Raw genomic sequence first — 19,809 nt, forward strand, 5'->3', positions numbered from 1 at the left:
ATGGTGAGAGTTTATGCCCCGGCTTCCAGCGCCAATATGAGCGTCGGGTTTGATGTGCTCGGAGCGGCGGTAACCCCGGTGGACGGTTCGCTGTTAGGCGATGTGGTATCCGTTGAGGCGGCTGACCATTTCAGCCTTAACAACCTTGGTCGCTTTGCCAATAAGCTGCCGCCTGAGCCGCGAGAAAATATTGTCTACCAGTGCTGGGAGCGATTCTGTCAGGAGCTGGGTAAAAGCGTTCCGGTGGCGATGACGCTGGAAAAAAATATGCCGATTGGCTCCGGGTTAGGCTCCAGCGCGTGTTCCGTTGTAGCGGCGCTGGTCGCCATGAACGAGCATTGCGGTAAACCGCTCAACGATACGCGCCTGTTGGCGATAATGGGTGAGCTGGAAGGGCGTATCTCCGGCAGTATTCATTACGATAACGTCGCCCCGTGCTTTTTGGGCGGCATGCAGTTAATGATCGAAGAAAACGGCATTATCAGCCAGCAGGTGCCAGGCTTTGATGAGTGGCTGTGGGTCCTCGCGTATCCGGGGATTAAAGTGTCGACGGCAGAAGCGCGGGCGATTTTACCTGCGCAGTATCGCCGTCAGGACTGTATCGCCCACGGGCGGCATCTGGCTGGGTTTATCCATGCCTGCTATTCCCGTCAGCCAGGGCTTGCCGCGAAGCTGATGAAAGATGTCATTGCTGAGCCGTACCGTACCCGCCTGCTGCCAGGCTTTAGCCAGGCGCGTCAGGCGGTAGCGGAAATCGGGGCGCTGGCCAGCGGCATCTCCGGTTCGGGGCCGACGCTGTTCGCTTTGTGCGACAAGCCGGATACGGCGCAGCGTGTAGCAGACTGGCTGGGTAAAAATTATCTGCAAAATCAGGAAGGCTTTGTTCATATTTGCCGGTTGGACACGGCGGGCGCACGGGTACTGGGATAATCAATGAAACTGTATAATCTGAAAGATCATAACGAACAGGTCAGCTTTGCACAGGCCGTCACACAAGGGCTTGGCAAGAATCAGGGATTGTTTTTTCCGCACGATTTGCCGGAATTCAATCTGTCAGAAGTCGATGAGATGTTGAACCAGGATTTCGTTAGCCGCAGCGCGAAGATCCTTTCCGCATTTATCGGTGATGAAATCCCACAGGAGATTCTGGAACAGCGCGTGCGTGCGGCGTTTGCCTTCCCGGCGCCGGTTGCTCAGGTTGCCGCGGATATCGGCTGTCTGGAGCTGTTCCACGGCCCAACGCTTGCATTTAAAGACTTTGGCGGGCGCTTTATGGCGCAGATGCTGACGCATATCAGCGGCGACAAACCGGTCACCATTCTGACGGCGACCTCTGGAGACACTGGTGCGGCAGTCGCACATGCCTTTTATGGCCTGAAAAATGTGCGCGTGGTGATCCTTTATCCGAACGGCAAGATTAGCCCATTACAGGAAAAACTGTTCTGTACACTGGGTGGCAATATTGAAACCGTGGCGATTGATGGCGATTTTGATGCCTGTCAGGCGCTGGTGAAACAGGCGTTTGATGACGAAGAGCTGAAGGTAGCTTTGGGGCTGAATTCGGCTAACTCAATCAACATCAGCCGTCTGCTGGCGCAAATCTGTTACTACTTTGAGGCCGTGGCTCAACTGCCGCAAGAGGCGCGTAATCAACTGGTTATTTCCGTTCCTAGCGGCAACTTTGGCGATCTGACTGCCGGGCTGCTGGCAAAATCACTGGGCTTGCCGGTGAAGCGTTTTATCGCAGCGACCAACGTCAACGATACGGTTCCACGCTTTCTTGCACAAGGTGAATGGGTGCCGAAAGCGACACAGGCGACGTTGTCGAATGCGATGGATGTCAGCCAGCCAAATAACTGGCCGCGGGTGGAAGAACTGTTCCGCCGTAAGATCTGGCGTCTGAATGAGCTGGGTTATGCCGCTGTTGACGATGCCACTACTCAGGACACGATGCGTGAGCTGCATGAGATGGGGTACACCTCAGAACCGCATGCGGCGGTGGCTTACCGTGCGCTGCGTGACCAACTGAACCCTGGCGAGTACGGCCTGTTCCTCGGCACTGCGCATCCGGCCAAGTTTAAAGAAAGCGTTGAAGAGATTCTTGACCTGACGCTGGCTCTGCCAAAAGCGCTGGCGGAACGCGCGGACCTGCCGCTGCTTTCTCATCACCTGCCTGCTGATTTTGCTGAATTGCGCAAGCTGATGATGACCCGCGGTTAACGGTTGTGCCCGCTGGCGCTTTGCTTAGCGGGCCTACAAAACCTGTCGGCCGGATCGGGCGTTCGCCGCCATCCGGCCTTTTTACTACTGCTCCTGGCGTTTAAACACCAGTTCGCCATTTCCTGACGCTTCTTCATCAAAGAAATAGCCTTCGCTGTTAAAGGCGGTCAGCTGTTCTGGCTGCGTTAAGCGGTTCTCAATAATGTAGCGACTCATCAGGCCGCGCGCTTTTTTGGCATAGAAGCTGATGACTTTGAACTTGCCGTTCTTCTCGTCGAGGAAGACCGGTTTGATAAGCTCCGCATTGAGCTTTTTCGGCTTCACGGATTTAAAATACTCATCCGAGGCGAGGTTAATCACTACGCTGTCGCCTTGCGCTTCCAGCGCTTCGTTGAGTTTATCGGTGATGGTATCTCCCCAGAACTGGTAGAGATCTTTACCTTTCGCATTGGCCAGACGAATACCCATCTCCAGACGGTAAGGCTGCATCAAATCCAGCGGACGCAAAACGCCGTACAGCCCGGACAACATCCGTAAGTGTTGCTGAGCGAAGTCGAAATCCGCTTCGCTGAAGGTTTCAGCCTGCAGTCCGGTATACACGTCGCCTTTAAATGCCAGAATGGCCTGGCGCGCGTTTTCCGGCGTGAAGTCAGGCTGCCAGTCATGAAAACGCGTGGCGTTCAGATCCGCCAGCTTGTCGCTAATTCCCATCAGCTTGCCAATTTGCGGAGCAGAGAGTTGGCGCGCCACGTGAATAAGCTGCTGAGAGTGATCCAGCAGTTCGGGCAATGTATGACGTGTCGTTGCCAGCGGACTTTGGTAGTCGAGCGTTTTTGCAGGTGAAATCAGAATCAGCATATCCAGTCCTTGCAGGAAATTTACTGCGACTTTAGCAAAAAAAACGACAGAATTGATCGATGGTTGCGATTGCCGCGCTATCCGCGCGGCGTCTCATCCCAGCTTTCGGGCGCAAGTTGTTGTCTGATATCAGGATAACGGCGCGGATCGAATTCTGGGCGCACCCCGAGTTTGCGTTGGCGTAGATAGTCGCAGGCGATAGTCTGCACAACCGGTGAAAGCAGCAGAATCGCCGTCAGGTTAGTGATGGCCATACACGCCATAATGATGTCCGCCAACTGCCAGACCAGCGGAACGCTGACTAACGTTCCGCCGATAACGGTGCTAACGGTGGCGATCCTTAATAGCCAGATGACGCGGATATTGTCCAGCTTCAGGAAAACGAGGTTATTTTCCGCATAGATGTAGTTGGCTACGATAGAGCTAAAGGCAAACAGAATCACAATTAACGCCACGAATCCGGCACCCCATTCTCCCGTTACTGAAACCATCGCTTTCTGGAGTAACTGGATGCCTTCCATCGGTACATAGCTGGCGTCATTACCCGCCAACAGAACAATCATCGCGCTGGCCGTACAGAGAATCAGCGTATCAACTAATACTCCGATCATTTGCACAATGCCTTGTGCCGCAGGATGCGGAGGCCAGGATGCTGCCGACGCGGCCGCGTTCGGAGTTGATCCCATTCCGGCCTCATTAGAAAACATACCGCGTTGAAAGCCGCTGGCAATGGCCTGGCTTAGTGTATACCCGGCGGCACCGGCTGCGGCTTCCTGCCAGCCAAAGGCACTTTTTATAATGGTCATGATAATGCCGGGGAGCTGTCCGAAATGCCACAGACAGATGACGATGCTGCAACCGACCCACAACAGCGCCATCATCGGAACGAACCATTGCATCAGGCGGGCAACGCCTTTAATGCCGCCAATGATTGCCAATAATGACACTATTGCCAGTGCGATACCGGTAAAGAGGGGAGGGATATCAAAAGCAAAGGTCAGCGCATGAGAGACCGAATTTGCCTGAACGCTGTTAAAAATCAGACCATAAGCAATGAGTAAAAAGATGGCAAAAAGAACGCCCATCCAGCGCATGCCCAGCCCACGCTCCATATACCACGCAGGACCGCCGCGAAACTGTCCCTTGCTGTCGCGCTCTTTATACAGTTGGGCAAGAGAGCTCTCGGCAAATGACGTCGCCATACCAATGATCGCCGAGACCCACATCCAGAACACGGCTCCCGCGCCGCCAGCGGCAATCGCCAACGCCACGCCCGCCAGATTTCCGCTACCGATACGTGCGGCAAGACTGGTGCATAAAGCCTGAAAGGAAGTTAAACCGCCCGGCTGCGGGCTGATGCTGTTTTTAAGACTTTTGCCAAACTGGCGAATATAGCGAAACTGAATAAACCCTGTACGCCAGGTGAACCAACATCCTGCGCCAAGCAGGAGGTAGATCATCACCGATCCCCAGAGTATTTCATTAATAAATGAGAAAAAATCAGGCATTAACATCCCTCTTGTTGATGCCGGTAAGCGCGAATATTCCCGTGTAAGCGCTACCAATAATCGACCAGTATATACCTTATAAGGTGATTGATTGCGGGAGTTTATCATAACAATCGTTATATCCCTTAATTGCGCATCACAGGCTTGGCGATGCGTAATCAGGGCTGAGCGGCTGGTCGGACAATCCAGGCGGTTGCGCTGAGAGTGCGTCGTGCTATCATCAGGGAAGATCGGTTACATCCCCCTAACAAGCTGTTTAAAGAGAATCGCTATCATGACGGACAAATTGACCTCCCTTCGTCAGTTCACCACAGTAGTGGCCGACACCGGAGACATCGCGGCAATGAAGCTGTATCAGCCTCAGGATGCCACAACTAACCCTTCTCTCATTCTTAACGCAGCGCAGATCCCGGAATACCGCAAGCTGATTGATGACGCTGTAGCCTGGGCTAAGCAGCAGAGCAACGACCGTGCGCAGCAGGTCGTCGACGCGACCGACAAGCTGGCAGTAAATATCGGTCTGGAGATCCTGAAACTGGTCCCAGGTCGTATCTCCACTGAAGTTGACGCTCGTCTGTCCTACGACACCGACGCGTCCATCGCTAAAGCAAAACGCCTGATCAAAATGTACAACGATGCTGGCATCAGCAACGATCGCATCCTGATTAAACTGGCTTCAACCTGGCAGGGCATCCGTGCCGCTGAGCAGCTGGAAAAAGAAGGCATCAACTGTAACCTGACTCTGCTGTTCTCCTTCGCGCAGGCACGTGCATGTGCAGAAGCTGGCGTATATCTGATTTCTCCGTTCGTTGGCCGTATTCTTGACTGGTACAAAGCCAATACCGACAAGAAAGAGTATGCACCGGCAGAAGATCCGGGAGTGGTTTCCGTAACGGAAATCTACGAGTACTACAAACAGCACGGTTACGAAACCGTAGTTATGGGTGCGAGCTTCCGTAACATCGGCGAAATCATTGAGCTGGCAGGCTGCGATCGTCTGACGATTGCTCCGGCACTGCTGAAAGAACTGGCGGAAAGCGAAGGTGCTATCGAACGTAAACTGTCTTTCTCCGGCGAAGTGAAAGCGCGCCCTGCACGCATCACCGAAGCTGAGTTTCTGTGGCAGCATAACCAGGATCCGATGGCTGTAGACAAACTGGCGGACGGTATCCGTAAGTTTGCTGTAGACCAGGGTAAACTGGAAAAAATGATCGGCGATCTGCTGTAATCATTAGTGCGTGGCCCTGATATGGGTCACGCTACCTCTTCTGAAACCTGTCTGTCCTTCCCTTCGCAGTGTATCATTCTGTTTAACGAGACTGTTTAAACGGAATAATCATGAATACTTTACGCATTGGCCTGGTTTCCATTTCTGACCGTGCTTCCAGCGGCGTTTACCAGGATAAAGGTATCCCGGCCCTTGAAGAGTGGCTGGCGTCTGCCCTTACCACCCCTTTTGAGCTGCAAACGCGGTTGATCCCGGATGAACAGGCGATCATCGAACAGACCTTATGCGAGCTGGTAGACGAAATGAGTTGTCATCTGGTGCTGACTACCGGCGGAACGGGTCCGGCCCGTCGTGACGTAACGCCTGATGCGACGCTTGCCGTAGCCGACCGTCAGATGCCGGGCTTTGGTGAACAGATGCGCCAGATAAGCCTGCACTTTGTGCCAACGGCGATTCTTTCCCGTCAGGTTGGCGTGATTCGCAAGCAGGCGTTGATCCTGAATCTGCCTGGGCAGCCAAAATCGATCAAAGAGACGCTGGAAGGCGTGAAAGATGCCGACGGTAAGGTTATCGTGCCGGGTATTTTTGCAAGTGTACCGTATTGTATACAGCTATTGGATGGGCCGTATGTGGAAACCGCACCGACTGTTGTAGCATCTTTTCGTCCTAAAAGCGCAATACGCGAAACAAATACCTGAAAGTAGCCCGATCGTGGCATAAGTACCAATGACAGTGGAGTATTGAATTGTTTACGATATAGTAATTTTTTCTTTACATATATCAACGAACAGATTCAATTACTTCACTGACTCATGGTTTGCTATGTCACAACACACTCGACCGCTGAATCGCCAGGATTATAAAACCCTTACGCTTGCTGCCCTTGGTGGTGCGCTTGAGTTTTATGATTTCATTATCTTTGTCTTCTTTGCCGCTGTTGTTGGCGAGCTCTTCTTCCCTGCAGACATCCCTGAATGGCTACGTCAGGTGCAAACCTTCGGCATTTTTGCCGCCGGCTATCTGGCGCGTCCGCTGGGGGGCATCATCATGGCGCACTTTGGCGATCTGGTCGGGCGCAAGAAAATGTTCACCCTGAGCATTTTGCTGATGGCGATACCGACGCTGGCGATTGGCCTGTTGCCTACTTACGCCTCAATGGGGATCCTCGCGCCGCTGCTGTTGCTGCTGATGCGTATTTTGCAAGGCGCTGCCATCGGCGGAGAAGTTCCGGGCGCGTGGGTGTTCGTGGCGGAGCATGTACCGGAGCGTCGCATCGGCATTGCCTGCGGAACGCTGACTGCCGGCCTGACGGTGGGAATTCTGCTGGGGTCGGTGGTTGCGACGCTGGTGAACACCAGCCTGACGCAGCAGGCGGTGCATGATTACGGCTGGCGTATTCCTTTCCTGCTGGGGGGCGTGTTTGGGCTGGTGGCGATGTACCTGCGTCGCTGGCTGCAGGAGACACCCATATTTCTCGAAATGCAGCAGCGTAAAGCGTTGGCGCAAGAGCTACCGGTGAAGTCAGTGGTGAGCAAACATAAAAAAGCGGTGGTTATTTCAATGCTGCTGACCTGGCTGCTTTCAGCCGGGATTGTGGTGGTGATCCTGATGTCACCAGTCTGGTTGCAGAAGCAGTATGGCTTTGCGCCGGCGCTAACGTTGCAAGCCAACAGTGTCGCTACCATTATGCTGTGCGTCGGTTGTCTGCTGGCCGGGTTTATTGTCGACCGGGTCGGCGCCAGCAAAACCTTTATTGTCGGCAGCCTGATGCTGGCCTGTTCAAGCTGGTTTTTCTATCACCTGACCGGCAGCCATCCCCAGCATTTGTTCCTGTTATACGGGCTGGTGGGGTTATGCGTTGGCGTGGTGGGTGCTGTGCCTTATGTGATGGTGCGGGCGTTTCCGGCGGAAGTCCGCTTTACCGGAATATCCTTTTCTTACAACGTGTCGTACGCCATTTTTGGTGGTCTGACGCCAATCGCCGTCACGATGTTAATGAGCGTGTCGCCAATGGCTCCGGCCTGGTATGTGCTGGCGTTATCGCTGGTAGGGCTAGGTTTGGGGATTTGGCTGCGACAGGATCTTTATCATCGCGATTCGAGCGTACAGGCAGAGTTACAGCGCTTGTAAGGAATATCCCCCCGTCAGGGGGGATAGCATCAGATTAGTGCGCTTCACCAATCGGCAGGATGGTACGGCCAAACTGTTCGTTCAGCACTTCACCCATCGCCAGGTAAATGGCGCTTGCGCCACACACTAAGCCTACCCAGCCAGCAACGTGAATGATCGCTTCGTTACCCGCAATGTTGCCCACGGCCAGCAGGGCGAACAGCACTGTCAGGCTCAGGAACACGAACTGCAGCATGCGCGCGGCTTTCAGCGTACCGAAGAACATGAACAGAGTGAACACGCCCCACAGACCGAGGTAAGCGCCCAGGAACTGACCATTGGTTGCATCCGCCAGGCCCATTTTCGGCATCAGCAGGATCGCAACCAGCGTCAGCCAGAACGAACCGTAGGAGGTAAAGGCGGTTAAACCGAAGGTGTTGCCTTTTTTATATTCCAGCAGTCCGGCAAAAATTTGCGCGATACCGCCGTAGAAAATGCCCATCGCCAGAATAATAACGTCCAGAGCGAAGAAACCCGCGTTGTGCAGGTTAAGCAGAATGGTGGTCATGCCAAAGCCCATCAGGCCCAGCGGTGCCGGATTAGCCAACTTAGTGTTGCCCATAATTCCTCAAAATCATCATTGATTGAATGGTGAAATAGTTTCCCCGAATAACGATCGCTGTCTTCGGGGCGCGGCATGATAATCAGGGGAGAAGGCACTGTCTATGATCTAACGAAGGGAAAATGAATTATTTTCCCTGTGATGGGCATCACGCTTGCCAGTTACGGCGGTGCTGCTCAGCAGAAGGCCCATAAGCAGGCTGGCGGAAAGGGTTAACACAGATTTCATGGAGTTTCTCTTTGACGGCTGCAAAAGTGTGTGACTTCAGACCATATTACCGTCGTCATAAAAACGATTCATGCTCGTAATCTTTTCTTTTTATTACAATTTTTATGTGAATAACTTTCCTGATTTAATTGCTTGTATGAATTAATTCTGGTTGGCGACTATTCATTTTTATCTCTTTTTGCCTTTTTTCTGCGAATTTATTGCCACAAGGCTAAAAAAATTTTTCATGCCCCCCTTGATGACGTGGGTTACGACCCCATCTTGTAGACAACCGCAGTGGTGAGTCTGAAAAAAAACGATTCAGGGTAGTTGAAACCGCACGTTTCGCCCTTATTACAGATTCACAACCACATGATGACCGAATTTTTAGTGGAGACGTTTAGATGGGTAAAATTATTGGTATCGACCTGGGTACTACCAACTCTTGTGTAGCGATTATGGATGGCACTACTGCACGTGTGCTGGAGAACGCCGAGGGCGATCGCACCACGCCTTCTATCATTGCTTATACCCAGGATGGTGAAACTCTGGTTGGTCAGCCGGCTAAACGTCAGGCAGTGACAAACCCGCAAAACACCCTGTTTGCGATTAAACGCCTGATTGGCCGCCGCTTCCAGGACGAAGAAGTGCAGCGTGATGAAGCCATCATGCCGTACAAAATCATCGGTGCTGACAACGGTGATGCATGGATTGATGTAAAAGGTCAGAAAATGGCACCGCCGCAGATTTCTGCTGAAGTGCTGAAAAAAATGAAGAAAACGGCTGAAGATTACTTGGGTGAACCGGTAACTGAAGCAGTTATCACCGTACCTGCATATTTTAACGATGCTCAGCGTCAGGCAACCAAAGACGCCGGCCGTATCGCAGGTCTGGAAGTAAAACGTATCATCAACGAACCAACCGCAGCTGCACTGGCTTACGGTCTGGATAAAGAAGTCGGCAACCGTACTATCGCGGTTTATGACCTGGGTGGTGGTACTTTCGATATCTCTATTATCGAAATCGACGAAGTTGACGGTGAAAAAACCTTCGAAGTTCTGGCAACCAACGGTGATACCCACCTGGGTGGTGAAGACTTCGATAGCCGTATGATCAACTACCTGGTTGACGAATTTAAGAAAGATCAGGGTATCGACCTGCGTAACGACCCGCTGGCGATGCAGCGTCTGAAAGAAGCCGCTGAGAAAGCGAAGATCGAACTGTCTTCCGCTCAGCAGACCGACGTGAACCTGCCGTACATCACTGCAGACGCGACTGGTCCGAAACACATGAACATCAAGGTGACCCGTGCGAAACTGGAAAGCCTGGTTGAAGACCTGGTTAACCGTTCTATCGAGCCGCTGAAAGTTGCTCTGCAGGATGCTGGTCTGTCTGTTTCCGACGTTCAGGACGTTATCCTGGTTGGTGGTCAGACTCGTATGCCGATGGTACAGAAGAAAGTTGCTGAGTTCTTCGGTAAAGAGCCGCGTAAAGACGTTAACCCGGACGAAGCTGTGGCAATCGGTGCTGCCGTTCAGGGTGGTGTATTGACCGGTGATGTGAAAGACGTGCTGCTGCTGGACGTTACCCCGCTGTCTCTGGGTATCGAAACCATGGGTGGCGTGATGACTGCACTGATCGCGAAAAACACCACTATCCCGACCAAGCACAGCCAGGTGTTCTCTACCGCTGAAGACAACCAGTCTGCGGTAACCATCCACGTGCTGCAGGGTGAACGTAAACGTGCCGCTGATAACAAAGATCTGGGTCAATTTAACCTGGATGGCATCAGCCCGGCTCCGCGCGGTATGCCGCAGATCGAAGTTACTTTTGACATCGATGCCGACGGTATCCTGCACGTTTCCGCGAAAGACAAAAATAGCGGTAAAGAGCAGAAGATCACCATCAAGGCTTCTTCTGGTCTGAACGAAGAAGAAATTCAGAAAATGGTTCGCGAAGCAGAAGCGAACGCAGAATCTGACCGTAAGTTTGAAGAGCTGGTTCAGACCCGTAACCAGGGTGACCATCTGCTGCACAGCACTCGCAAGCAGGTTGAAGAAGCAGGCGACAAACTGCCGGCTGATGACAAAACTGCCATCGAGTCTGCACTGACCGCGTTGGAAACTTCTCTGAAAGGCGAAGACAAAGCGGATATCGAAGCGAAAATGCAGGCGCTGGCACAGGTTTCCCAGAAACTGATGGAAATCGCTCAGCAGCAGCACGCACAGCAGCAGGCTGGCGCAGCAGGTGCTGATGCTTCTGCAAACAACGCGAAAGATGACGACGTTGTCGACGCTGAGTTTGAAGAAGTGAAAGACAAAAAATAATCGCCCTTTGAACGGGTAATTACTGGCACGGGCGAAGAGGTTTCCTCTCCGCCCGTGCACGCATGTTAGGGGCAGATAAAAAGAGATGGCTAAGCAAGACTATTACGAGATTTTAGGCGTTTCCAAATCAGCGGAAGAGCGTGAAATCAAAAAGGCCTACAAGCGCCTGGCCATGAAATATCACCCGGACCGCAACCAGGGTGATAAAGAGGCCGAAGCCAAGTTTAAAGAGATCAAAGAAGCGTACGAGATCCTCACCGATGCGCAAAAACGTGCGGCTTATGATCAGTACGGCCATGCAGCGTTTGAGCAAGGCGGTATGGGCGGTGGCGGCGGTTTTGGCGGCGGGGCCGACTTCAGCGATATCTTTGGTGACGTGTTTGGCGATATCTTTGGCGGCGGTCGCGGTCGTCAGCGCGCCTCACGTGGTGCTGATTTACGTTACAACATGGATCTCACTCTGGAAGAAGCCGTGCGTGGCGTCACCAAAGAGATCCGTATTCCGACGCTGGAAGAGTGTGATGTTTGCCACGGCAGCGGTGCGAAGGCGGGCACGCAACCCCAGACCTGTCCAACCTGTCACGGTTCTGGTCAGGTGCAGATGCGTCAGGGCTTTTTTGCCGTACAGCAGACCTGTCCACACTGTCAGGGCCGCGGTACGTTGATTAAAGACCCGTGCAACAAATGCCATGGTCATGGTCGCGTTGAGAAGAGCAAAACGCTGTCCGTTAAGATCCCGGCTGGGGTTGATACTGGCGACCGTATTCGTTTAGCGGGTGAAGGTGAAGCCGGTGAACATGGCGCGCCAGCAGGCGATTTGTACGTTCAGGTGCAGGTAAAACAGCACCCAATTTTCGAACGTGAAGGCAATAACCTGTACTGCGAAGTGCCGATTAACTTTGCGATGGCAGCGCTGGGCGGCGAGATTGAAGTGCCGACGCTGGATGGTCGCGTGAAGTTAAAAATCCCGGGCGAAACGCAAACCGGCAAACTGTTCCGCATGCGTGGTAAAGGCGTTAAGTCAGTACGCGGCGGCGCACAGGGCGATCTGCTGTGCCGTGTTGTGGTTGAAACCCCGGTAGGCCTCAACGACAAGCAGAAGCAGTTGCTGAAAGATTTGCAGGACAGCTTTGGCGGCCCGACCGGCGAGCAAAACAGTCCGCGCTCTAAAAGCTTCTTCGACGGTGTGAAGAAATTTTTTGACGATTTGACGCGCTAATTCTCGACTCAATTATCTTTGATAAAAAGCCTGGGACTGAAAAGTTTCAGGCTTTTTTATTTCTGTTTTCCGTTCGGAAAATCCTGAACGACTTTATTTTAATAGCTCGTTAAAACCGATTTATTCATCATGAATAATCTAATTTTAACGAGCTTTCTGAAGGTGTAAGATAGTATTTACGAAGTATTCACCCAATAGAGAGAATAAAAGTGAAACATCTGCATCGTTTTTTTAGTAGTGACGCCTCGGGGGGCATCATTCTGATCATCGCTGCCGTGGTTGCTATGCTGATGGCAAATATCGGGGTTACCAGTGGATGGTACCACGCCTTTCTGGAAACGCCCGTTCAACTGCGGGTTGGCGCGCTTGAGATCAACAAAAATATGCTGCTGTGGATCAATGACGCGTTGATGGCGGTGTTCTTCCTGTTGATCGGTTTGGAAGTGAAGCGTGAGTTAATGCAAGGTTCGCTGGCCAGTCTGCGCCAGGCTGCGTTTCCGATCATTGCCGCTATCGGGGGCATGATTGTCCCGGCGCTGCTGTATCTGGCATTCAACTATGCTGACCCTATCACCCGTGAGGGTTGGGCGATCCCGGCGGCAACGGATATCGCTTTTGCATTAGGCGTGCTGGCGCTGTTGGGCAGTCGTGTCCCGCTGGCGTTGAAAATCTTCCTGATGGCGCTGGCGATAATCGATGACCTCGGCGCTATTGTGATCATCGCGTTGTTCTACACCAGCGATCTCTCGCTGTTGTCGCTGGGCGTTGCCGCGTGCGCGATCCTTGTCCTGGCAGCATTGAATCTGTGCGGTGTAAGACGCACCGGTATTTATATTCTGGTTGGCGTAGTGCTGTGGACGGCCGTACTGAAGTCTGGCGTGCATGCAACTCTGGCGGGCGTGATCGTCGGTTTCTTCATTCCGCTGAAGGAAAAACACGGGCGTTCACCGGCGAAGCGTCTGGAGCATGTTCTGCACCCGTGGGTGGCATACCTGATCCTACCGTTGTTTGCCTTCGCTAACGCGGGTGTCTCACTGCAGGGCGTCACCATTGATGGACTGACCTCGGTGTTACCGCTGGGGATCATTGCTGGCCTGTTAATCGGGAAACCACTGGGTATCAGCCTCTTTTGCTGGCTGGCGTTACGCTTCAGGATGGCGCAATTGCCGGAGGGAACGAATTTCCAGCAAATTATGGCGGTCGGCATTCTGTGCGGCATTGGCTTTACGATGTCGATTTTCATCGCCAGCCTGGCGTTTGGGACCGTCGATCCTGAGCTGATTAACTGGGCGAAACTGGGGATCCTGATCGGTTCTTTGCTGTCGGCGGTAATAGGTTACTGCTGGTTACGCACCCGGTTGAACGCAGCAGCCTGACGGAATAACCCTTTCGTGACAATTTTCAGGGAGAGTGTATGTCTCATATAAACTACAACCACCTGTACTACTTTTGGCATGTATATAAAGAAGGATCGGTGGTTGGTGCAGCAGAGGCGCTTTATCTGACACCGCAAACCATTACCGGGCAGATTAAAGCGCTTGAGGAACGCTTACAGGGAAAGTTGTTCAAGCGGAAGGGGCGTGGACTGGAGCCCACTGAATTAGGCGAATTGGTTTTTCGTTATGCGGATAAGATGTTCACGTTAAGCCAGGAAATGCTGGATATCGTGAACTATCGCAAAGAGTCGAATTTACTGTTCGATGTCGGCGTAGCGGATGCGTTGTCCAAACAGCTGGTCAGCAGCGTGCTGAATGCCGCAGTCGTTGAAGATGAACAAATCCATCTGCGTTGTTTTGAATCAACGCACGAGATGCTGCTTGATCAGCTCAGCCAGCATAAACTGGATATGATTATCTCCGACTGCCCGATCGATTCTACGCAGCAGGAAGGGTTGTTCTCAGTGCGGATTGGCGAATGCAGCGTGAGCTTTTGGTGCACCCAGCCATTGCCTGAGAAACCATTTCCGGCCTGCCTCGAAGAGCGTCGATTGCTGATCCCTGGGCGCCGTTCGATGCTCGGGCGTAAGCTGCTGAACTGGATTAACTCACAAGGGCTGAACGTTGAAATCCTTGGCGAGTTTGATGACGCCGCGCTGATGAAAGCGTTCGGCGCAACGCATAATGCTATTTTTGTTGCGCCTACGCTTTATTCCCACAATTTCTATGCCGATGATTCAATTGTTGAAATTGGACGCGTAGAGAATGTAATGGAGGAGTATCACGCCATATTTGCGGAAAGAATGATCCAGCATCCAGCGGTGCAGCGTATTTGCAATGCGGACTACTCGGCATTATTTAAGCTGCAATCAACCTGATCGTCGTAATGCTTCCGGCTGCGGTGGTTGCCTACAGCCGGAAGGATTCTACAGCTTTAATAAATTCCGGTATTTACCACTTTCGCGGATAAATACCGGAATTCTGTTCCGTGGCCAGCCGTTTTCACGCATCTCCCGATATCTCTTGGGGCGGTTATCCACCTTCGGCCAGACAGAGACTATTAGCTCAATGCCTAGTGAATGACGGTTGCTGTCGAATCCGGCTGCAAACGACGGGCATAAAAAAACCCGCTTACGCGGGTTTTTTCACAAAGCGACAACAAGCAGGCGATTAAGCCAGTTTGTTGATCTGTGCAGTCAGGTTTGCTTTATGACGTGCAGCTTTGTTTTTGTGGATCAGACCTTTAGCAGCCTGACGGTCCACGATCGGTTGCATTTCGTTAAATGCTTTCAGTGCAGTAGCTTTGTCGCCAGCTTCGATAGCTGCGTATACTTTCTTGATGAAAGTACGCATCATAGAGCGACGGCTAGCGTTGTGCTTGCGGGCCTTTTCAGACTGAACGGCGCGCTTCTTAGCTGATTTGATATTAGCCAAGGTCCAACTCCCAAATGTGTTCTATATGGACAATTCAAAGGCCGAGGAATATGCCCTTTTAGCCTTCTTTTGTCAATGGATTTGTGCAAATAAGCGCCGTTTAAATTGCAGCACTCGTTGCGTAGTGATGGCGCAGGATTCTACCAGCTTGCGGGGCGTGAATACAGCCTTTCCACGAGAAAAATTGCATTGGTGTGCCCGTGAAGGGCGTCAATTTGTTTCATAACGATGAAAACCATCCTCTTTCTGTTTCGTAGAAACAATCGCCGGTTAACGTTGAACGCGGTACAGGGTATACTTTCACGATTTTCACTGTTTTGAGCCAGACATGAAGCTGATACGAGGCATACATAATCTCAGTCAGGCCCCGCATGGGTGTGTGCTGACTATTGGTAATTTCGACGGCGTGCACCGTGGCCATCGTGCGTTGCTGCAGGGCTTACGGGAAGAAGGGCGCAAACGCAATTTACCGGTGATGGTGATGATTTTCGAGCCGCAGCCGCTGGAGCTGTTTGCGACGGACAAGTCACCTGCGCGCCTCACCCGTCTGCGGGAAAAACTGCGTTATCTGGCGGAGTGCGGCGTTGATTACGTGCTGTGCGTGCGTTTTGACAGGCGCTTCGCGGCATTAACGGCGCAGACCTTCATCAGCGATCTGCTGGTGAAGCGCCTTGGTGTACAATTTCTTGCCGTTGGTGATGATTTCCGCTTTGGCGCTAGCCGTGCGGGCGATTTCTTGTTATTACAGGAAGCGGGCGCTGAGTATGGTTTTGATATCACCAGCACCCAAACCTTCTGTGAAGGCGGTGTGCGCATCAGCAGCACCGCGGTACGTCAGGCGCTGGCGGAAGATAACCTGCAACTGGCCGAAAGCCTGCTTGGGCATCCTTTTACTATCTCAGGACGCGTAGTTCACGGTGACGAGTTAGGGCGCACTATCGGTTTTCCGACGGCAAACTTACCGCTTCGTCGCCAGGTTTCTCCGGTGAAAGGGGTTTATGCGGTTGAAGTAATGGGGCTGGGTGACAAACCTTTACCCGGCGTCGCCAACATCGGCACACGCCCGACGGTAGCAGGCGTACGCCAACAGTTGGAAGTGCATCTATTGGACGTTGTAATGGACCTGTATGGTCGCCATATAGATGTAGTACTGCGTAAAAAAATACGCAGCGAACAGCGATTTGCCTCGCTGGATGAACTAAAAGCGCAGATTGCGCGTGATGAGTTGACTGCCCGTGAATTTTTTGGGCTAACAAAACCGGCTTAATGCCTATACGAGTTTTAAATACGGAACCGAGAATCTGATGAGTGACTATAAATCAACCCTGAATTTGCCGGAAACAGGGTTCCCGATGCGCGGCGATCTCGCCAAGCGTGAACCGGGAATGCTGGCGCGTTGGACTGATGATGACCTGTACGGCATCATTCGTGCGGCCAAAAAAGGCAAAAAAACCTTCATTCTGCATGATGGCCCTCCTTATGCGAATGGCAGCATTCATATTGGTCACTCGGTTAACAAGATTCTGAAAGACATTATCGTGAAGTCCAAAGGACTCACGGGATTCGACTCGCCTTACGTTCCGGGCTGGGACTGCCACGGTCTGCCTATCGAGCTGAAAGTAGAGCAGGAATACGGCAAGCCGGGCGAGAAGTTCACCGCCGCTGAGTTCCGCGCCAAATGCCGTGAATACGCAGCGACGCAGGTTGACGGTCAGCGTAAAGACTTTATCCGTCTTGGCGTGCTGGGCGACTGGTCGCATCCGTACCTGACCATGGACTTCAAAACTGAAGCCAACATCATTCGTGCGCTGGGTAAAATCATCGGTAACGGTCACCTGCACAAAGGTGCGAAGCCGGTGCACTGGTGCGTTGATTGCCGTTCCGCGCTGGCGGAAGCGGAAGTTGAGTATTATGACAAAACCTCCCCGTCCATCGACGTTGCGTTCCACGCCGTCGATCAGGACGCGGTAAAAGCGAAATTTGGCGTTTCTGACGTCAATGGCCCGATCTCACTGGTTATCTGGACTACCACCCCGTGGACGTTACCGGCGAACCGCGCAATCTCTCTGGCGCCTGATTTTGACTATGCGCTGGTGCAGATTGACGGGCAGGCTGTGATTCTGGCGAAGGATCTGGTTGAAAGCGTCATGCAGCGTATTGGTGCGGCTGAATACACTATTCTGGGCACCGTAAAAGGCGCCGAGCTGGAACTGCTGCGCTTTACCCATCCGTTTATGGGCTTTGACGTGCCGGCTATTCTTGGCGATCACGTTACGCTGGATGCGGGTACCGGTGCGGTCCATACCGCCGGCGGCCACGGTCCGGATGACTACGTCATTAGCCAGAAATACGGTCTGGAAATCGCTAACCCGGTTGGCCCGGACGGCGCATATCTGGCGGGTACCTATCCGGATCTGGACGGTGTGAACGTCTTTAAAGCCAACGACAAAATCGTTGCGCTGCTGAGCGATAAAGGCGCTCTGCTGCACGTTGAGAAGATGCAGCACAGCTACCCGTGCTGCTGGCGCCACAAATCGCCGATCATCTTCCGTGCGACTCCGCAGTGGTTCGTCAGCATGGATCAGAAAGGTCTGCGCGCGCAGTCGCTTAAAGAGATCAAAGGCGTGCAATGGATCCCGGATTGGGGCCAGGCACGTATTGAATCGATGGTTGCCAACCGTCCTGACTGGTGTATCTCCCGTCAGCGTACGTGGGGTGTGCCGATGTCTCTGTTTGTTCACAAAGACACCGAAGAGCTGCATCCGCGTGCTATCGAACTGATGGAAGAAGTGGCCAAACGCGTTGAAGTTGACGGCATCCAGGCGTGGTGGGATCTCGACCCGAAAGATATCCTTGGCGATGAAGCTGACCAGTATGTCAAAGTCCCGGATACGCTGGACGTGTGGTTCGACTCCGGTTCAACCCACTCATCCGTCGTGGACGTGCGTCCTGAGTTTGCAGGCCATGCGGCAGATATGTATCTGGAAGGTTCTGACCAGCACCGCGGCTGGTTCATGTCTTCTCTGATGATCTCCACTGCAATGAAGGGCAAAGCGCCATACCGTCAGGTACTGACCCACGGTTTCACCGTTGATGGTCAGGGTCGCAAAATGTCCAAGTCTATCGGTAACACCGTAAGCCCGCAGGACGTAATGAACAAACTGGGCGCGGATATTCTGCGTCTGTGGGTCGCTTCTACCGACTATACCGGCGAAATGGCCGTTTCTGACGAAATCCTGAAACGTGCTGCCGACAGCTATCGTCGTATCCGTAACACCGCACGCTTCCTGCTGGCGAACCTGAATGGGTTCGATCCGGTAAAAGATATGGTGAAACCGGAAGAGATGGTGGTGCTGGATCGCTGGGCGGTAGGTTGTGCACAAGCGGCGCAGGAAGAGATCCTGAAAGCTTATGAAGCCTATGACTTCCACGAAGTAGTACAGCGCCTGATGCGCTTCTGCTCCGTAGAAATGGGATCGTTCTACCTCGACATCATCAAAGACCGTCAGTACACCGCGAAAGCGGACAGTGTGGCGCGTCGTAGTTGCCAGACTGCGCTGTTCCATATTGCAGAAGCGCTGGTACGCTGGATGGCGCCGATCATGTCCTTCACCGCCGATGAAATCTGGGGTTACCTGCCGGGCGAGCGTGAGAAGTACGTCTTTACCGGTGAATGGTACGAAGGTCTGTTTGGCTTAGGCGAAACCGAAGCGATGAATGACGCCTACTGGGACGAGTTGCTGAAAGTGCGCGGCGAAGTGAACAAGGTCATCGAGCAGGCGCGTGCGGATAAGAAAGTCGGTGGTTCGCTGGAAGCGGCGGTTACCCTGTACTCTGAACCAGGGCTGGCGGCGAAACTGACCGCTCTGGGCGAAGAGTTGCGCTTTGTTCTGCTGACCTCCGGTGCGACGGTTGCGGATTATGCAGCGGCTCCTGCTGACGCTCAGCAGAGCGAACTGCTCAAAGGTCTGAAAATCGTACTGAGCAAAGCCGAAGGTGAGAAATGTCCGCGCTGCTGGCATTACACTACCGATGTCGGCCAGGTGGCGGAACATGCAGATATCTGCGGACGCTGTGTCAGCAACATCGCCGGTGATGGCGAACAACGTAAGTTTGCCTGATGAGTAAGCCTCTATGTTCAACAGGACTACGCTGGCTGTGGCTGGTGGTAGTCGTGCTGATTATCGATTTAGGCAGCAAATACCTGATCCTCCAGAATTTTGCTCTGGGGGATACGGTGTCGCTGTTCCCGTCGCTTAATCTGCACTATGCGCGTAACTATGGTGCGGCGTTTAGCTTCTTAGCCGACAGCGGTGGCTGGCAACGTTGGTTCTTTGCCGGTATCGCCATTGGTATCTGCGTTATCCTGATGGTGATGATGTATCGCTCGAAGGCGACGCAGAAGCTAAACAACATCGCGTATGCGTTAATCATTGGCGGTGCGCTGGGCAACCTGTTCGACCGCCTGTGGCACGGCTTCGTGGTTGATATGATTGACTTTTACGTCGGTGACTGGCATTTCGCGACATTCAACCTTGCTGATACGGCGATCTGTATCGGTGCGGCATTGATTGTCCTCGAAGGCTTCTTACCGTCGAAAGAGAAAAAAGCCGCATAAAAAAATGCCGGATGGCGCTATGC

General features: G+C 52.8%; 16 protein-coding genes and 2 pseudogenes. 13 read left to right on the plus strand and 5 right to left on the minus strand.

What is annotated here, in order from left to right; all coding sequences use genetic code 11:
• The gene (gene thrB / locus OGV65_RS01230; protein ID WP_016155645.1) at nucleotides 1-930 is read left to right on the plus strand and encodes a homoserine kinase; all 930 of its coding nucleotides are present in this window, start codon (nucleotides 1-3) and stop codon (nucleotides 928-930) included.
• Between the two features lie 3 nt (nucleotides 931-933).
• Entirely contained in the window at nucleotides 934-2,220 is a 1,287-nt protein-coding gene (gene thrC / locus OGV65_RS01235) for a threonine synthase (RefSeq protein WP_016151628.1), read from the plus strand.
• 84 nt (nucleotides 2,221-2,304) lie between these two features.
• Here thrC and yaaA read toward each other — a convergent pair whose 3' ends face one another.
• Both yaaA and OGV65_RS01245 read right to left on the minus strand, forming a co-directional pair.
• On the minus strand, nucleotides 2,305-3,078 hold the full coding sequence (gene yaaA / locus OGV65_RS01240) for a peroxide stress protein YaaA (RefSeq protein ID WP_016155647.1): 774 nt from the start codon (nucleotides 3,076-3,078) through the stop codon (nucleotides 2,305-2,307).
• A 77-nt stretch (nucleotides 3,079-3,155) separates the two neighbouring features.
• Nucleotides 3,156-4,586, minus strand: a complete 1,431-nt coding sequence (locus OGV65_RS01245) for an alanine/glycine:cation symporter family protein (protein WP_103928888.1) — start codon at nucleotides 4,584-4,586, stop codon at nucleotides 3,156-3,158.
• A gap of 274 nt (nucleotides 4,587-4,860) precedes the next feature.
• On the opposite strand from OGV65_RS01245, the gene tal reads away from it, so the two are divergent.
• The 3 genes from tal to OGV65_RS01260 all read left to right on the plus strand — a co-directional run bounded on the left by tal (nucleotide 4,861) and on the right by OGV65_RS01260 (nucleotide 7,944).
• Complete coding sequence (gene tal / locus OGV65_RS01250) at nucleotides 4,861-5,814, plus strand: transaldolase (protein WP_016151631.1); 954 nt, start codon at nucleotides 4,861-4,863, stop codon at nucleotides 5,812-5,814.
• Between the two features lie 110 nt (nucleotides 5,815-5,924).
• Nucleotides 5,925-6,512, plus strand: coding sequence for a molybdopterin adenylyltransferase (mog, locus tag OGV65_RS01255; protein WP_047414486.1), 588 nt, complete (start codon nucleotides 5,925-5,927; stop codon nucleotides 6,510-6,512).
• Between the two features lie 124 nt (nucleotides 6,513-6,636).
• Nucleotides 6,637-7,944, plus strand: a complete 1,308-nt coding sequence (locus OGV65_RS01260) for an MFS transporter (RefSeq protein ID WP_047500141.1) — start codon at nucleotides 6,637-6,639, stop codon at nucleotides 7,942-7,944.
• A 34-nt stretch (nucleotides 7,945-7,978) separates the two neighbouring features.
• Here the strand turns inward: OGV65_RS01260 and satP are convergent, their stop codons facing one another.
• Complete coding sequence (gene satP, locus OGV65_RS01265) at nucleotides 7,979-8,545, minus strand: acetate uptake transporter (protein WP_003018969.1); 567 nt, start codon at nucleotides 8,543-8,545, stop codon at nucleotides 7,979-7,981.
• Nucleotides 8,546-9,156: 611 nt separating this feature from the next.
• Between satP and dnaK the strand changes: the two genes are divergently transcribed.
• The 4 genes from dnaK to nhaR all read left to right on the plus strand — a co-directional run bounded on the left by dnaK (nucleotide 9,157) and on the right by nhaR (nucleotide 14,612).
• Nucleotides 9,157-11,079 (plus strand): molecular chaperone DnaK, encoded by a 1,923-nt coding sequence (gene dnaK / locus OGV65_RS01270; protein WP_016151634.1) that lies wholly within the window; start codon nucleotides 9,157-9,159, stop codon nucleotides 11,077-11,079.
• 85 nt (nucleotides 11,080-11,164) lie between these two features.
• Entirely contained in the window at nucleotides 11,165-12,298 is a 1,134-nt protein-coding gene (dnaJ, locus tag OGV65_RS01275) for a molecular chaperone DnaJ (protein ID WP_008786151.1), read from the plus strand.
• Nucleotides 12,299-12,507: 209 nt separating this feature from the next.
• Nucleotides 12,508-13,674 carry a Na+/H+ antiporter NhaA gene (nhaA, locus tag OGV65_RS01280; RefSeq protein ID WP_016151635.1) on the plus strand — a complete coding sequence of 389 codons (1,167 nt, stop codon included), beginning with the start codon at nucleotides 12,508-12,510 and terminating at the stop codon, nucleotides 13,672-13,674.
• Nucleotides 13,675-13,712: 38 nt separating this feature from the next.
• Nucleotides 13,713-14,612 carry a transcriptional activator NhaR gene (gene nhaR / locus OGV65_RS01285; RefSeq protein ID WP_049281592.1) on the plus strand — a complete coding sequence of 300 codons (900 nt, stop codon included), beginning with the start codon at nucleotides 13,713-13,715 and terminating at the stop codon, nucleotides 14,610-14,612.
• A gap of 114 nt (nucleotides 14,613-14,726) precedes the next feature.
• On the opposite strand, the pseudogene OGV65_RS25460 reads toward nhaR, so the two are convergent.
• Nucleotides 14,727-14,813 (minus strand): annotated as a pseudogene (locus tag OGV65_RS25460) (hypothetical protein); the annotation flags it as partial.
• A 91-nt stretch (nucleotides 14,814-14,904) separates the two neighbouring features.
• Entirely contained in the window at nucleotides 14,905-15,168 is a 264-nt protein-coding gene (gene rpsT / locus OGV65_RS01290; protein ID WP_003018940.1) for a 30S ribosomal protein S20, read from the minus strand.
• Between the two features lie 105 nt (nucleotides 15,169-15,273).
• Here rpsT and OGV65_RS01295 point away from each other — a divergent pair.
• The 4 genes and pseudogenes from OGV65_RS01295 to lspA all read left to right on the plus strand — a co-directional run bounded on the left by OGV65_RS01295 (nucleotide 15,274) and on the right by lspA (nucleotide 19,786).
• Nucleotides 15,274-15,489: pseudogene (locus OGV65_RS01295) on the plus strand (DUF2575 domain-containing protein).
• Between the two features lie 7 nt (nucleotides 15,490-15,496).
• Entirely contained in the window at nucleotides 15,497-16,435 is a 939-nt protein-coding gene (gene ribF / locus OGV65_RS01300; RefSeq protein WP_003829725.1) for a bifunctional riboflavin kinase/FAD synthetase, read from the plus strand.
• Nucleotides 16,436-16,472: 37 nt separating this feature from the next.
• A complete protein-coding gene (ileS, locus tag OGV65_RS01305; protein ID WP_286454515.1) occupies nucleotides 16,473-19,289 on the plus strand; it encodes an isoleucine--tRNA ligase in 2,817 nt (938 codons plus the stop codon).
• A complete protein-coding gene (lspA, locus tag OGV65_RS01310; protein WP_003018932.1) occupies nucleotides 19,289-19,786 on the plus strand; it encodes a signal peptidase II in 498 nt (165 codons plus the stop codon). Before ileS ends, lspA begins: the two co-directional genes overlap by 1 nt.
• Nucleotides 19,787-19,809 lie beyond the last annotated feature (23 nt).

The organism is Citrobacter sp. Cb004 (assembly GCF_030337065.1).
Lineage (GTDB): Bacteria > Pseudomonadota > Gammaproteobacteria > Enterobacterales > Enterobacteriaceae > Citrobacter > Citrobacter braakii.

Coding starts and splice junctions, on each gene's coding strand:
- thrB (WP_016155645.1), top strand. CDS start 1: ATGGTGAGAGTTTATGCCCCGGCTTCCAGCGCCAATATGAGCGTCGGG.
- yaaA (WP_016155647.1), bottom strand. CDS start 3,078: ATGCTGATTCTGATTTCACCTGCAAAAACGCTCGACTACCAAAGTCCG.
- OGV65_RS01245 (WP_103928888.1), bottom strand. CDS start 4,586: ATGCCTGATTTTTTCTCATTTATTAATGAAATACTCTGGGGATCGGTG.
- mog (WP_047414486.1), top strand. CDS start 5,925: ATGAATACTTTACGCATTGGCCTGGTTTCCATTTCTGACCGTGCTTCC.
- dnaJ (WP_008786151.1), top strand. CDS start 11,165: ATGGCTAAGCAAGACTATTACGAGATTTTAGGCGTTTCCAAATCAGCG.
- ribF (WP_003829725.1), top strand. CDS start 15,497: ATGAAGCTGATACGAGGCATACATAATCTCAGTCAGGCCCCGCATGGG.
- dnaK (WP_016151634.1), top strand. CDS start 9,157: ATGGGTAAAATTATTGGTATCGACCTGGGTACTACCAACTCTTGTGTA.
- thrC (WP_016151628.1), top strand. CDS start 934: ATGAAACTGTATAATCTGAAAGATCATAACGAACAGGTCAGCTTTGCA.
- ileS (WP_286454515.1), top strand. CDS start 16,473: ATGAGTGACTATAAATCAACCCTGAATTTGCCGGAAACAGGGTTCCCG.
- tal (WP_016151631.1), top strand. CDS start 4,861: ATGACGGACAAATTGACCTCCCTTCGTCAGTTCACCACAGTAGTGGCC.
- OGV65_RS01260 (WP_047500141.1), top strand. CDS start 6,637: ATGTCACAACACACTCGACCGCTGAATCGCCAGGATTATAAAACCCTT.
- lspA (WP_003018932.1), top strand. CDS start 19,289: ATGAGTAAGCCTCTATGTTCAACAGGACTACGCTGGCTGTGGCTGGTG.
- nhaR (WP_049281592.1), top strand. CDS start 13,713: ATGTCTCATATAAACTACAACCACCTGTACTACTTTTGGCATGTATAT.
- satP (WP_003018969.1), bottom strand. CDS start 8,545: ATGGGCAACACTAAGTTGGCTAATCCGGCACCGCTGGGCCTGATGGGC.